General features: G+C 71.9%; 13 protein-coding genes. 12 read left to right on the forward strand and 1 reads right to left on the reverse strand.

The genetic code is table 11. The features are described 5' to 3' along the window. Window positions 1-56: 56 nt before the first annotated feature. Entirely contained in the window at window positions 57-998 is a 942-nt protein-coding gene (locus AMK27_RS08235; RefSeq protein ID WP_073904330.1) for a cation diffusion facilitator family transporter, read from the reverse strand. 436 nt (window positions 999-1,434) lie between these two features. On the opposite strand from AMK27_RS08235, the gene AMK27_RS08240 reads away from it, so the two are divergent. The 12 genes from AMK27_RS08240 to AMK27_RS08295 all read left to right on the forward strand — a co-directional run bounded on the left by AMK27_RS08240 (window position 1,435) and on the right by AMK27_RS08295 (window position 13,993). After that, window positions 1,435-3,225 carry a DUF5941 domain-containing protein gene (locus AMK27_RS08240; protein ID WP_073904332.1) on the forward strand — a complete coding sequence of 597 codons (1,791 nt, stop codon included), beginning with the start codon at window positions 1,435-1,437 and terminating at the stop codon, window positions 3,223-3,225. Beyond that, window positions 3,222-3,959 (forward strand): phosphocholine cytidylyltransferase family protein, encoded by a 738-nt coding sequence (locus AMK27_RS08245; RefSeq protein ID WP_073904334.1) that lies wholly within the window; start codon window positions 3,222-3,224, stop codon window positions 3,957-3,959. The genes AMK27_RS08240 and AMK27_RS08245 overlap by 4 nt, the downstream gene beginning before the upstream one ends. Next, on the forward strand, window positions 3,947-5,008 hold the full coding sequence (locus AMK27_RS08250; protein WP_073904336.1) for an iron-containing alcohol dehydrogenase family protein: 1,062 nt from the start codon (window positions 3,947-3,949) through the stop codon (window positions 5,006-5,008). The genes AMK27_RS08245 and AMK27_RS08250 overlap by 13 nt, the downstream gene beginning before the upstream one ends. Continuing rightward, window positions 4,986-5,765: a CDP-alcohol phosphatidyltransferase family protein gene (locus AMK27_RS08255; protein ID WP_073905831.1), complete on the forward strand. Its 780-nt coding sequence runs from the start codon at window positions 4,986-4,988 to the stop codon at window positions 5,763-5,765. Before AMK27_RS08250 ends, AMK27_RS08255 begins: the two co-directional genes overlap by 23 nt. A 47-nt stretch (window positions 5,766-5,812) precedes the next feature. Beyond that, the gene (locus tag AMK27_RS08260; protein ID WP_073905829.1) at window positions 5,813-6,658 is read left to right on the forward strand and encodes a glycosyltransferase family 2 protein; all 846 of its coding nucleotides are present in this window, start codon (window positions 5,813-5,815) and stop codon (window positions 6,656-6,658) included. Window positions 6,659-6,707: 49 nt separating this feature from the next. Further along, window positions 6,708-7,637 carry an ABC transporter permease gene (locus tag AMK27_RS08265; RefSeq protein ID WP_073904338.1) on the forward strand — a complete coding sequence of 310 codons (930 nt, stop codon included), beginning with the start codon at window positions 6,708-6,710 and terminating at the stop codon, window positions 7,635-7,637. Further along, window positions 7,630-8,427, forward strand: a complete 798-nt coding sequence (locus AMK27_RS08270) for an ABC transporter ATP-binding protein (RefSeq protein ID WP_073904340.1) — start codon at window positions 7,630-7,632, stop codon at window positions 8,425-8,427. The genes AMK27_RS08265 and AMK27_RS08270 overlap by 8 nt, the downstream gene beginning before the upstream one ends. A gap of 118 nt (window positions 8,428-8,545) precedes the next feature. Then, window positions 8,546-9,193: a TetR/AcrR family transcriptional regulator gene (locus AMK27_RS08275; RefSeq protein WP_073904342.1), complete on the forward strand. Its 648-nt coding sequence runs from the start codon at window positions 8,546-8,548 to the stop codon at window positions 9,191-9,193. A gap of 313 nt (window positions 9,194-9,506) precedes the next feature. Then, window positions 9,507-10,418: a squalene synthase HpnC gene (gene hpnC / locus AMK27_RS08280; RefSeq protein ID WP_073904344.1), complete on the forward strand. Its 912-nt coding sequence runs from the start codon at window positions 9,507-9,509 to the stop codon at window positions 10,416-10,418. Next, on the forward strand, window positions 10,415-11,365 hold the full coding sequence (gene hpnD, locus AMK27_RS08285; RefSeq protein ID WP_073904346.1) for a presqualene diphosphate synthase HpnD: 951 nt from the start codon (window positions 10,415-10,417) through the stop codon (window positions 11,363-11,365). Before hpnC ends, hpnD begins: the two co-directional genes overlap by 4 nt. A gap of 130 nt (window positions 11,366-11,495) precedes the next feature. Further along, the gene (hpnE, locus tag AMK27_RS08290; RefSeq protein ID WP_073904348.1) at window positions 11,496-12,896 is read left to right on the forward strand and encodes a hydroxysqualene dehydroxylase HpnE; all 1,401 of its coding nucleotides are present in this window, start codon (window positions 11,496-11,498) and stop codon (window positions 12,894-12,896) included. Continuing rightward, window positions 12,893-13,993, forward strand: a complete 1,101-nt coding sequence (locus AMK27_RS08295) for a polyprenyl synthetase family protein (RefSeq protein ID WP_198955820.1) — start codon at window positions 12,893-12,895, stop codon at window positions 13,991-13,993. Before hpnE ends, AMK27_RS08295 begins: the two co-directional genes overlap by 4 nt. Window positions 13,994-14,089 lie beyond the last annotated feature (96 nt).

The raw sequence follows: 14,089 nt of genomic DNA on the forward strand, positions 1-14,089 counted from the left end.
ACCTCAGCTCCTCTCTCCACGTGTCGGTACGAAGAGACTAACAGGCGGCCCTGTTCTCACAGGCAGAGCTTCGCCTCGTGCTCCGCGTGCCCCACCGGCTCCAGCTGGAAGGTGCAGTGCTCCACGTCGAAGTGCGAGCCCAGGCAGCCCTGGAGGGAGTGCAGCATCTTCTCGTGCCCGACCGAGTCGAGCGCGCCCTGGTCCACCACCACGTGCGCCGAGAGCACCGGCATCCCCGAGGTGATCGTCCAGGCGTGCAGGTCGTGGACGTCCTCGACGCCCGGCAGGGCCAGGATGTGGGCCCGTACCTCCGTCATGTCGACGCCCTTGGGGGCGGCCTCCAGGAGGACGTCGAGCGTCTCGCGCAGCAGCTTGACCGTACGGGGGACGATCATCAGGCCGATCAGGATCGAGGCGATCGGGTCGGCGTACTGCCAGCCCGTGACCAGGATGATGCCGGCCGCGACGATCACGGTGACGGAGCCCAGCGCGTCCGCGAGCACTTCCAGGTACGCACCCCGGACGTTGAGGCTGTCCTTCTGGCCCCGCATGAGCAGCGACAGCGAGATCACGTTGGCGACCAGACCGACGGCCGCGACCGCGATCGCCAGACCACCCTTGGTCTCGGCCGGTTCGAGGAACCGCTGGATCGCCTCGTACAGCACGTAGCCGCCGACGCCGAGGAGCAGGAGGCAGTTGGCGAGCGCCGCGAGGATCTCGGCCCGCGCGAAGCCGAAGGTGCGGTTGCCCGAGGGGGGCCGGTTGGCGAAGTGGATCGCCAGCAGCGCCATCGCGAGGCCGACCGCGTCGGTCGCCATGTGCGCCGCGTCGGCGATCAGCGCGAGCGAGTCGGAGAGGACGCCGCCGATGATTTCGATCACCATCACGGAGAGCGTGATGCCGAGCGCGATGCGCAGCCGGTTCTTGTACGCGGCCCCGGCCGTACCCGTCGGCGCAGGGCCGCCGTGACTGTGCCCGTGGTCGTGTCCAGCCCCCATGGCTTGGCCTCCAGATCGTCTGTTCGCAGGTGCCCCGAGTCGCAAGTCAACTACGGGTGGGGGGTATGTGCAACACGGTACTGAACACCGTTGTCATATGCTCTGACCTGCGGCGATGTATTCCGGACCGTCGATGGCGGGAAGGTGCCGCCGGGACCCGGGCCGGGGCACCGGCCGGGGGCCCCGCCGGAGGCCGCGACCGTCGTTTTGTGAGGCGGGCCGCCGATCGCCCATGATGATCTCCACGGACCGCCCGCACCCGTGCGGACACGGGTGGGCCCGGGGGAGTCCGGCCCGCGAAGCCTCGGTGAACTCATGCTCGGTTTCATCCGATAGCCTCAGCCGACGTGTCGCCGCCCCGTGCCGGGCCGCACCGCCGCGCCGGGCCGCCATGGGTTCCGCCGGCCCCTCCGTCAGCTCCAAGGAGTGAGTTCGTCTGTCGACCGCCATCCTCACCGGCCCGCCGGCACCCGGATCCTCGCTCGACGGAGATCTGCGGTCGCTCGGCTTCGACGTCCGGACCGCAGCCGGCCCCGATGAGACCGGGGCCCTGCTCGCCGAGGTCCCCGCGGGTGAGCGCGTCGCGCTCGTCGACCCCCGGTTCGTGGGCCATGTGCACGCGCTGCGCCTCGCCCTCACCGACCCCCGGTTCCCCGCGGCCGCCGCACCCGGCGCGCTGACCGTGCAGAACGGGGCCCGCCCCGCGCTCGCCCGCGCCCTGACCGCCGCCGCGGCCCCCGGCGCCGACGATCTCACCGGGACGCTCGCCGACGCCCTCGACGCCGACGGCGTCGCCGTGCACCGGCCCCCGCTCGGCACCCTCGTCGCCACCGTGCCCACCGACGCCGAGGCCCGCCACCGGGCCCGCGCCGCCGTGGACGCCGTCGACGACGAGGCCGTACGCCTCCGCTCCGCCGTGAAGGCCCACGACGGCTTCTTCACCACCTTCTTCATCAGCCCGTACTCGCGCTACATCGCCCGCTGGTGCGCGCGCCGCGGCCTGACCCCCAACCAGGTCACCACCGCCTCGCTGCTCACCGCGCTGATCGCGGCCGGCTGCGCGGCGACCGGCGAGCGCGGCGGCTACATCGCCGCCGGCGTCCTGCTCCTCGTCTCCTTCGTCCTCGACTGCACCGACGGGCAGCTCGCCCGGTACGCGCTGAAGTACTCGACGATGGGCGCCTGGCTCGACGCCACCTTCGACCGCGCCAAGGAGTACGCCTTCTACGCCGGCCTCGCCCTCGGCGCGGCCCGCAACGGCGACGACGTCTGGGCGCTCGCGCTCGGCGCGATGATCCTGATGACCTGCCGGCACGTGGTCGACTTCTCGTTCAACGAGGCGAACCACGACGCCACGGCCAACACCAGCCCCACCGCGGCCCTCTCCGACCGGCTCGACAGCCTCGGCTGGACCGTCTGGGCCCGCCGGATGATCATCCTGCCGATCGGCGAGCGCTGGGCCATGATCGCGGTCCTCACCGCCGTCACCACCCCGCGGATCGTCTTCTGGGCCCTGATCATCGGCTGCGCCTTCGGCGCCTGCTACACGACGGCGGGGCGCGTCCTGCGCTCCCTGACCCGCAAGGCGAAGCGCACCGACCGGGCCGCCCAGGCCCTGGCGGACCTCGCGGACTCCGGCCCGCTCGCCGCGCTGGTGAACCGCGTCCTCGGCCGCACCGGCATCCTGATGCTGCCGCCGCTGGTCCTCGCGGTGATCGCCACGGGCGCGATGCTCTCCGCGGCCCTCAGCCGCCCCTTCGGCTCCGAGCAGACCGTCGTCGCCGCCGTCTTCTACGTCGTGTTCGCCGGCGCGGCCGTCGCCCGCCCCCTCAAGGGCGCCCTCGACTGGCTGCTCCCGCCGCTCTTCCGGGCCGCCGAGTACGGCACGATCCTGATCCTCGCGGCCCGCTCCGAGGTGAACGGGGCGTTGCCCGCGGCCTACGGACTGGTGGCCGCCGTCGCCTACCATCACTACGACACGGTGTACCGCATCCGCGGCGGCACCGGCGCGCCGCCCACGTGGCTGGTGCGCACGATCGGCGGTCACGAGGGCCGCACGTTGCTGGTGACCGTCCTCGCCGCCCTGCTGGCGAGCCGTGGCAACGACTTCACCCTGGCGCTCACCGCCCTGGCGGTCACCATCGCGCTGGTGGTGCTCGTGGAGTCCATCCGTTTCTGGGTGTCCTCCGGAGCACCTGCCGTACATGACGAAGGAGAAACAGCATGATCGGTCTCGTTCTGGCAGCCGGTGCCGGACGGCGTCTGCGCCCCTACACCGACACGCTTCCGAAGGCCCTCGTGCCTGTCGACGGCGAGACCACGATTCTCGACGGGACGCTGAAGAACTTCGCCGAGATCGGCCTCACCGAGGTCGCGATCGTCGTCGGCTACCGCAAGGAGGCCGTCTACGACCGCAAGGAGGCCCTCGAGGCGAAGTACGGCCTCACGATCACCCTCGTCGACAACGACAAGGCCGAGGAGTGGAACAACGCCTACTCCCTGTGGTGCGCCCGTGAGGTCCTCAAGCGCGGTGTGATCCTCGCCAACGGCGACACCGTCCACCCGGTCTCCGTCGAGAAGACCCTGCTCGCCGCCCGCGGCGACGGCAAGAAGATCATCCTCGCCCTCGACACGGTGAAGAACCTCGCCGACGAGGAGATGAAGGTCATCACCGCCGAGGGCAAGGGCGTCCAGCGCATCACCAAGCTGATGGACCCGGCCACCGCCACCGGCGAGTACATCGGTGTCACCCTCATCGAGGCCGAGGCCGCCGAGGAGCTCGCCGACGCCCTCAAGGCCACCTTCGAGCGCGACCCCGACCTGTACTACGAGGACGGCTACCAGGAGCTGGTCAACCGCGGCTTCACCGTCGACGTCGAGCCCATCGGTGACGTCAAGTGGGTCGAGATCGACAACCACGACGACCTCGCGAAGGGCCGTGAGATCGCGTGCCAGTACTGACCCGACTGATCCCCTCACCGGTCGTCGTCGACATCCGCAGGGGAGCGCTGGACGACCTGTCCGCGCTCCTCGCGGACCAGCGGATCTCCAGCAACGGCAAGATCGCCGTCGCGATCAGCAGCGGCTCGGGCCTCAAGCTGCGTGACCACTTCGCGCCCGAGCTGCCCGGCGCCGACTGGTACCCGGTCTCCGGCGGCACCATCGACGAGGCCGTGAAGCTCGCCGACGCCATGCGCGGCAAGCGGTACGACGCCGTGGTCGCCCTCGGCGGCGGCAAGATCATCGACGTGACGAAGTACGCGGCGGCCCGGGTCGGGCTGCCGCTGGTGGCGATCGCCACCAACCTCTCGCACGACGGGATCTGCTCCCCGATCTCGACCCTGGACAACGACAACGGCCGGGGTTCGTACGGTGTGCCCACCCCGATCGCCCTGCTCATCGACCTGGACGTGATCAGGGACGCGCCGGTCCGCTTCGTGCGCTCCGGCATCGGCGACGCGATCTCCAACCTCTCCGCCATCGCCGACTGGGAGCTCTCCCACGAGGTGACCGGCGAGCCCGTCGACGGCCTCGCGGCCGCGATGGCCCGCAGCGCCGGAGAGGCCGTGCTCCGCCACCCCGGCGGCGTCGGCGACGACGACTTCCTCGTCACCCTCTCCGAGGGTCTGGTGATGTCCGGCATCGCCATGTCGATCAGCGGGGACAGCCGCCCCTCCTCGGGCGCCTGCCACGAGATCAGCCACGCCTTCGACCTGCTCTTCCCGGCCCGCGCCGCCAGCCACGGCGAGCAGTGCGGCCTCGGCGCGGCCTTCGCGATGCACCTGCGCGGAGCCCACGAGGGATCCGGGCAGATGGTCGAGACGCTGCGCCGGCACGGGCTTCCCGTCACGCCGGAGGAGATGGGCTTCAGCGTGGACGAGTTCGTCCAGGCGGTGTCCTTCGCCCCGCAGACCAGGCCGGGCCGCTTCACCATCCTCGAACACCTCGACCTGTCCGACGACCAGATCAGGGACGCGTACGCCGACTATGCCAAAGCCATCGGTAGCTGAGCTCCGCCCGGTCGTCCACCCCCCGGGTGTGAAGGACCGGCGCAGCGGGGAGCACTGGGGCGGCCGCCTGTACATGCGGGAGATCTCGCTCAGGATCACCCGGCGGCTCGTCGGCACCAGGATCACGCCGAACCAGCTCACGTACGTGATGACCCTCGCGGGCGTCCTCGCGGCACCGGCCCTGCTGGTGCCCGGGATCCCCGGGGCGCTGCTCGGCGCCCTCATGGTCCAGCTCTACCTGCTGCTCGACTGCGTCGACGGCGAGGTGGCGCGCTGGAAGAAGCAGTTCTCGCTGTCCGGCGTGTACCTGGACCGGGTCGGCGCCTACCTGTGCGACGCGGCGGTGCTCGTCGGCTTCGGCCTGCGCGCCGCCGACCTGTGGGGCTCGGGCCGGATCGACTGGCTCTGGGCCTTCCTCGGCACCCTGGCCGCCCTCGGCGCCATCCTGATCAAGGCCGAGACCGACCTCGTCGGTGTCGCCCGGCACCAGGGCGGTCTGCCGCCGGTCAAGGAGGCGGCCTCCGAGCCGCGCTCCTCCGGCATGGCGCTGGCCCGCCGGGCGGCCGGCGCGCTGAAGTTCCACCGGCTCGTCCTCGGGATCGAGGCCTCGCTGCTGATCGTGGTCCTGGCGATCGCGGACCAGATCAGGGGCGACCTCTTCTTCACCCGTCTCGGTGTCGCCGTCCTCGCCGGCATCGCGCTGCTCCAGACCGTGCTGCACCTCGTGTCGATCATGGTTTCGAGCAGGCTGAAGTGAGGCCGGCCGTGAGCACGCCGCTCAGGGTGGGAGCCGTCGTCATCACGATGGGCGACCGCCCCGGCGACCTGCGCGCGCTGATCGACTCGGTCGCCGCGCAGGAGGGCGACCGCATCGAGGTCGTCGTCGTCGGGCAGGGCACCCCGGTCTCCGGGGTGCCCGACTGGGTGCGGACCGTCGACCTGCCGGAGAACGTCGGCATCCCCGCCGGCCGGAACGTCGGCATCGAGGCCTTCGGGCCCGGCGGCACCGACGTCGACGTCCTGCTCTTCCTGGACGACGACGGGCGGCTCGCGCACACGGACACCGCCGAGCTGGTCCGGCAGGCCTTCACCGCCGATCCGCGCCTCGGCATCATCACCTTCCGGATCGCCGATCCGGAGACCGGGGTCACCCAGCGCCGGCACGTGCCGAGGCTCCGTGCCTCCGACCCGGCGCGCTCCTCGCGGGTGACCACCTTCCTCGGCGGCGCCAACGCCGTCCGCACCAAGGTGTTCGCCGAAGTCGGCGATCTGCCGGGCGAGTTCTTCTACGCGCACGAGGAGACCGACCTCGCCTGGCGCGCGCTCGACGCCGACTGGATGATCGACTACCGTGCGGACATGGTGCTGTTGCACCCCACCACAGCCCCCTCCCGGCACGCCTCGTACCACTTCAACGTGGCCCGCAACCGAGTCTGGCTGGCACGCCGCAATCTGCCCGCGCCCCTGGTGCCGGTGTATCTCGGCGTCTGGCTCCTGTTCACCCTGGCCCGTCGGCCCTCGCTGTCCGCGCTGAAGGCGTGGTCCGGCGGATTCCGCGAAGGCTGGAAGACCCCCTGCGGACCGCGCCGCCCCATGAGGTGGCGTACGGTGTGGCGGCTGACCCGGCTGGGTCGCCCCCCGGTCGTCTGACATCGTGGTACCGACGTGCCGCGCATCTTGAACACGAAAGTTTCGACTTGTGAGTGACACACAGCAGGGCGGGGCGGTCGCGACGAGCGCGCCCCCGTCCGTCGACGAGGGCCTCACGCCGGCCGCGCTGGCCGCGAAGTACGGCCTCTCGGTCAGCGGCGCCAGGCCCGGACTGTTCGAGTACGTCCGTGAGCTGTGGAGCCGCCGCCACTTCATCATGGCCTTCTCGTCGGCGAAGCTGACCGCCCAGTACAGCCAGGCCAAGCTCGGCCAGGTGTGGCAGGTGGCGACCCCGCTGCTGAACGCCCTGGTCTACTACCTGATCTTCGGGCTCATCCTGGGTGCCAGCCAGGGGATGTCCAAGGACGTGTACATCCCGTTCCTGGTCACCGGCATCTTCGTGTTCACCTTCACCCAGAGCTCGGTCATGGCCGGCGTCCGGGCGATCTCCGGGAACCTGGGCCTGGTGAGGGCCCTGCACTTCCCGCGGGCCTCCCTGCCGATCTCCTTCTCGCTCCAGCAGCTCCAGCAGCTGCTGTACTCGATGATCGTGCTCGTGGCGATCGTGGTCTCGTTCGGCAGCTACCCCTCCCTCCGGTGGCTGCTGGTGATCCCGGGACTGTTCCTGCAGTTCGTGTTCAACGTCGGTCTGGCCATGATCATGGCGAGGATGGGTTCGAAGACCCCCGACCTGGCCCAGCTGATGCCGTTCGTGATGCGCACCTGGATGTACGCGTCCGGCGTGATGTTCTCGCTCCGCACGATGCTGGCCGACAAGCCGGCGTGGATCGGCGACATCCTCATGTACAACCCGGCGGCCATCTACATGGACCTGATCCGGTACGCGCTGATCGACGGCTACGGCTCCGAGAACCTGCCGGCGCACGTCTGGATGACCGCGCTCGCCTGGGCCCTCGTCTTCGGCATCGGCGGCTTCGTCTACTTCTGGAAGGCCGAGGAGAGGTACGGCCGTGGCTGACACCGGCACGAACACCAAGCGGTCCGACGTTCCCACCGTCATCTGCGACGACGTCCACATCGTCTACCGGGTCAACACCGGTGGCGGCGGCAAGGGCAGCGCCACGGCGGCGCTCAGCCGGATCGTCGGCCGCGGCAAGGCCGAGGTCAACCGGGGCGTCCGCAAGGTCCACGCGGTCCGCGGCGTCACCTTCACCGCCTACCGCGGCGAGGCCATCGGCCTGATCGGCTCCAACGGCTCCGGCAAGTCCACGCTCCTGCGCGCCGTCGCCGGGCTGCTCCCCACCGAGAGCGGCAAGGTCTTCACGGACGGCCAGCCCTCGCTCCTGGGCGTCAACGCGGCCCTCATGAACGACCTCACGGGTGAGCGCAACGTGATCCTGGGCGGTCTCGCCATGGGCATGAGCCGCGAGGAGGTGCGCGAGCGCTACGAGGGCATCGTCGACTTCTCCGGGATCAACGAGAAGGGCGACTTCATCAGCCTGCCCATGCGCACGTACTCCTCCGGCATGGGAGCCCGGCTCCGCTTCGCCATCGCGGCCGCCAAGAACCACGACGTCCTCCTCATCGACGAGGCGCTGGCGACCGGTGACCGCAAGTTCCAGATCCGCTCCGAGGAGCGCATCCGCGAACTCCGCAAGGAGGCCGGCACGGTCTTCCTGGTGAGCCACAGCAACAAGTCCATCCGGGACACCTGCGACCGGGTGCTCTGGCTGGAGAAGGGGCAGCTCCTGATGGACGGCCCCACGGACGAGGTCCTCAAGGCGTACGAGCGGGAGACCGCCCGCTGATTCCGGGCCCCGCAGTGCCCCCCCGCCCCCGCCCTGACCGGTGGGGGCGGTTCCGTTTTCCGCGCGTCGTGCCGCCACCCGGAATGTTCATGCTGGCAACATCGGGCAGGATATGCCCATGGCAGCGATCTCGGGGGGAAAGACCTACCACCACGGCGACCTGCGCAACGCGCTGATCTGCGCCGCCGTCGACCTCGCCACCGAGGGCGGCCCCGAACGGGTCGTCCTGCGCGAGGCGGCCCGCCGGGTGGGCGTCTCGCCCACCGCCGCCTACCGGCACTTCGACGGGCGCGGTGAACTCCTCCGCACCGTCAGGACCCATGCCCAGTGTGTGCTCGCCGACGCCATGGAACGGGCCGCGGGCCGCGAGCCCGGGGCAGACGACCCCGCCCTCGCCGCGGAGCGCCGGCTCGCCGCCCTCTGCCGCGGGTACGTCGGCTTCGCCGTCGACCAGCCCGGCCTCTACCGGGCCGCGTTCTGCGTGGCCCGCGCCGACGGAACGGCCGGGCCGCTGCCGGAGCGGCAGGTGCCCGAACCCGATGTCCGCGCCTTCACCCTGCTCCGGGACGCCCTGGACGGCCTCGCCCGCGCCGGCGCCCCCCGCCAGGCCGTCCGACACGCCGCCGGCGCCGCCGCGTGGTCCGCCGTGCACGGACTGTCACTCCTCCTGCTCGAAGGGCCTCTTCGGCGGCTTCCCGCGCAGCGCAGGAACGCCGTCGTCGAGACCACCCTCGCCATGGTCGTCTCCGGGACCCGCGCCCTCTGACCTCCGTCGAAGACCGAACTCCCCTGCCTGGTCGGAGGGTTGGCGAATCGTGCAAACGGGTCCCGGGGTGCCCGGCACCCCGGAATGGCGACGGCCGTCGTACAACGTAAGCTGGACCGGTCTGTTTCGCGGCAAGTAGGGCGATACCCCACGACCATCGGGCCTCCGGGCCACGGCTCTTCGGGCAGGGGTCGGCGGCGTGTCCGAAATAGGATGGATTGACTCGGCAGTGTAGAACGGGAGACGTGACGGCCATGACGCAGAATCTCCAGCTCCACGAGGGTCTCGCCGTCCCTCCGTCGGGCAGTGACCTGTGACGGACACCCGGCAGGCGCGCATCGACGCCTCCTCGCGCGCCACCCTCGGCAAGGCCGCGGACGAGAACTTCCCCGTGGCTCCCTTCTTCCTGCCCCGGGCCTGGCGCGACGACCTGATGGCGGTCTACGGATTCGCCCGCCTCGTCGACGACATCGGCGACGGCGACCTCGCCCCCGGTGGAGCCGACGCCCGCCACCTCGGCCTCGACCCGGAGACGGCACAGGACCGGCTCGCCCTCCTCGACGCCTTCGAGGCCGACCTCCGCCGCGTCTTCGACGGCACACCCCGCCACCCCCTCCTCCAGGGCCTCGTGCCCACCGTGCGCCGGTGCGGGCTCACCCCCGAGCCGTTCCTCGGCCTGATCGCCGCCAACCGGCAGGACCAGCAGGTCGGCCGCTACGAGACGTACGACGACCTCCTCGCGTACTGCGAACTCTCCGCCAACCCCGTCGGGCGCCTCGTCCTCGGCATCACCGGCACCGACACCCCCGAACGGATCAGGCGCTCCGACGAGATCTGCACCGCCCTCCAGATCGTCGAGCACCTCCAGGACGTCGCCGAGGACCTCGGCAACGACCGCGTCTACCTCCCCGCCGAGGACCTCAAGCGGTTCCACGTCACCGAGAGCGACCTCGCCGCGCCCACCGCCGGTGCCTCCGTGCGCGCTCTGATCGCCTTCGAGGCCGGCCGCGCCCGCGACCTGCTCGACGCGGGCGCCCCGCTCGTCGGCAGCGTCCACGGCCGGCTCCGCCTCCTCCTGGCGGGCTTCACCGCCGGGGGACTCGCCGCACTCGACGCGATCACCGACGCCGGATACGACGTGCTGACCGGCCCACCGAAGGCCACCAAGCCGAGCCTGATGCGCCAGGTGGGAGCGGTTCTGCTCCGGGCGCGGAGAGAGGGGTGAGCGCGACCGTGGAGGCACAGCCCCAGCCGTCCGCACCGGTACTGGCCGCCTACAGCTACTGCGAGGCCGTCACCGGACAGCAGGCGCGGAACTTCGCCTACGGAATCCGGCTGCTGCCGACCGAGAAGCGCCAGGCGATGTCCGCGCTGTACGCGTTCTCCCGGCGCGTCGACGACATCGGTGACGGGACCCTCCCGCCCGAAGCCAAGCAGGAACGCCTGGAGGCCACCCGCGAGCTGCTCGACCGGGTCCGCGCGGGGAAGATCGACGAGGACGACACCGACCCGGTCGCCGTCGCCCTCGCGGACTCGGCCCGCCGCTTCCCGATCCCGCTCGACGGCCTCGACGAACTCATCGACGGCGTCCTCATGGACGTGCACGGCGCGACCTACGAGACCTGGGACGACCTCAAGGTCTACTGCCGCTGCGTCGCCGGGGCGATCGGCCGGATCTCCCTCGGCGTCTTCGGCACCCAGCCCGGCGCCCAGGGCGCCGACCGCGCACCCGAGTACGCCGACACCCTGGGCCTCGCGCTCCAACTCACCAACATCCTCAGGGACGTACGCGAGGACGCCGGGAACGGGCGGACCTATCTGCCCGCCGACGACCTCGCCAAGTTCGGCTGCGGTGACGGCTTCGGCAGCGACAAGCCGCCCGCCGGCGCCGACTTCGCCGGGCTCGTCCACTTCGAAGTGCGGCGCGCCCGCGCCCTGTTCGCCGAGGGCTACCGGCTGCTGCCCATGCTCGACCGGCGCAGCGGCGCCTGCGTCGCCGCCATGGCCGGCATCTACCGCCGCCTCCTCGACCGGATCGAGCGCGACCCCGAGGCCGTGCTGCGCGGCCGTGTCTCGCTGCCGGGCCGCGAGAAGGCGTACGTCGCGGTGCGCGGCCTCTCCGGCCTCGACACCCGCACCGTCGCCCGGCGCACGGTCAGGAGGCGGGCCTGATGGCCCCGCACGCCGCCGACCCCGCGCCCCGGGCAACCCGGAGTGCCGCACCGGCGTCCCTGACGTGGGCGGACCGGTCCGGGACGGCCCCCGCGACGACCCTGACCACGATGGACCGAACGGAGGCCGTGTGACCCACGAAGGAACCGGGCAGCACACCCGCCAGCCGCAGGCCGTCGTCGTCGGCGGCGGGCTCGCCGGCATCACCGCCGCCCTCCAGCTCGCCGAAGCCGGCGTCGGCGTCACCCTCCTCGAGGGCAGGCCCCGGCTCGGCGGTCTCGCCTTCTCCTTCCGCCGGGGCGACCTCACCGTCGACAACGGCCAGCACGTCTACCTGCGCTGCTGCACCGCCTACCGCTGGTTCCTCGACCGGGTCGACGCCGCCCGGCTCGCCCCCCTCCAGGACCGCCTCGACGTGCCCGTGCTCGACGTCGCGCACCCGCGCGGCCCGCGCCTCGGCCGGATCCGCCGCGACAACCTCCCGGTACCGCTGCACCTGGCGCGCAGCCTCGCGACCTACCCGCACCTCTCGCTCGCGGAGCGCGCCTCCGTCGGCCGGGCCGCACTCGCCCTGCGCAAGCTCGACCCGGCGGACCCGGCGCTCGACGGCATCGACTTCGCCACCTGGCTCGGCCGGCACGGCCAGTCCCCGCGGACCGTCGACGCCCTCTGGGACCTGGTCGGCATCCCCACCCTCAACGCCCCCGCCCCGCAGGCCTCCATGGGGCTGGCCGCGATGGTCTTCAAGACCGGTCTCCTCTCCGAGCCCGGTGCCGCCGACATCGGCTGGGCCCACGTCCCGCTCGGCGAACTCCACGACACCCGGGCCGCGAAGGAGCTCGACGCCCTCGGGGTGCGCACCGCGCTCCGCACCAAGGCCGAGCGGATCTCCCGTACCGACGACGGGCGTTGGGCCGTCGACGTACCGGGCGAGACGCTCGTCGCGGACGCCGTCGTCCTCGCCGTACCGCAGGAGGAGACCCACGGCCTGCTGCCCGAGGGCGCCCTCGACGACCCCGACCGGCTCCTCGACATCGCCACCGCGCCCATCCTCAACCTGCACGTGGTCTACGACCGCAAGGTGCTGAAGCGGCCGTTCTTCACCGCTCTGGGCTCCCCGGTGCAGTGGGTCTTCGACCGCACGGACTCCTCCGGGCTCACCGGCGCGGGCCAGTACCTCGCCGTCTCGCAGTCCGCCGCCCAGGACGAGATCGACGAACCCGTCGCCGCCCTGCGCGCGAAGTACCTCCCCGAACTGGAGCGGCTGCTGCCCGCCGCCCGCGGCGCCGGGATCCGCGACTTCTTCGTCACCAGGGAGCGGACGGCCACGTTCGCCCCCACCCCGGGCGTCGGCCGGCTCCGCCCCGGCGCCCGCACCCAGGCACCGGGGCTCTTCCTGGCCGGGGCCTGGACCGCCACCGGCTGGCCCGCGACCATGGAGGGTGCCGTCCGCAGTGGCTTCAGCGCCGCGGGTGCCGCGCTCTCCGCCCTCGGCCGCCGCCATGACCATCCGCTGCAGGAGGCGGCATGAGTGTGAGTACCGGAACAAGAGGAGAGACCGTGCCGACTGTGCCGCCGGGTAATCCGGCCGTCGACACCGCGGACGTGTCCGCACTGCTGGAGCGGGGGCGGACCCTGTCCACTCCCGTACTGCGGGCGGCCGTCGACCGCCTCGCGCCGCCCATGGACACCGTGGCCGCCTACCACTTCGGCTGGATCGACGCGCAGGGCAACCCCGCCGAGGGGGACAGCGGCAAGGCGGTCCGCCCCGCGCTCGCCCTGCTGTCGGCCGAGGCCGCGGGCGTCGCCCCCGAGGTCGGGATCCCCGGTGCCGTCGCCGTGGAGCTCGTCCACAACTTCTCGCTGCTGCACGACGACCTGATGGACGGGGACGAGCAGCGCCGCCACCGCGACACCGTGTGGAAGGTGCACGGCCCCGCGCAGGCCATCCTGGTCGGCGACGCCCTGTTCGCCCTGGCCAACGAGATCCTCCTGGAGCTCGGCACGGTGGAGGCGGGCCGGGCGACCCGCCGGCTCACCACCGCGAGCCGCAAGCTCATCGACGGCCAGGCCCAGGACATCTCGTACGAGCACCGCGAGCGGGTCACCGTCGAGGAGTGCCTGGAGATGGAGGGCAACAAGACCGGCGCCCTCCTCGCCTGCGCGGTCTCCATCGGCGCCGTCCTCGGCGGGGCCGACGACCGCACCGCCGACAAGCTGGAGGAGTACGGGTACCACCTCGGGCTCGCCTTCCAGGCCGTCGACGACCTGCTCGGCATCTGGGGCGACCCGGAGGCCACCGGCAAGCAGACCTGGAGCGACCTGCGCCAGCGCAAGAAGTCCCTGCCGGTCGTCGCCGCGCTCGCCGCCGGCGGACCCGCGTCCGAGCGGCTCGGCGAACTGCTCGCCGCCGACGCCAAGTCCAACGACTTCGACACCTTCTCCGAGGAGGAGTTCGCCACCCGCGCGGCCCTCATCGAGGAGGCCGGAGGACGCGAGTGGACCTCCCAGGAGGCCCGCCGCCAGCACACGATCGCGATCGAGGCCCTCGACGAGGTGGACATGCCCGCCCGGGTGCGGGCGCAGCTCGTCGCACTCGCCGACTTCGTGGTCGTACGGAAGAGATGATCACCATCACCCTGATATGAGTTCGCGGTCGCCGGCCGGTGCCACCCGGCGCCGGCCGACGGCAGACCCGTAGAAGCAGAAGTAACCGACTGCGCA

Source organism: Streptomyces sp. CB02009 (genome assembly GCF_001905825.1).
Classification (GTDB): domain Bacteria; phylum Actinomycetota; class Actinomycetes; order Streptomycetales; family Streptomycetaceae; genus Streptomyces.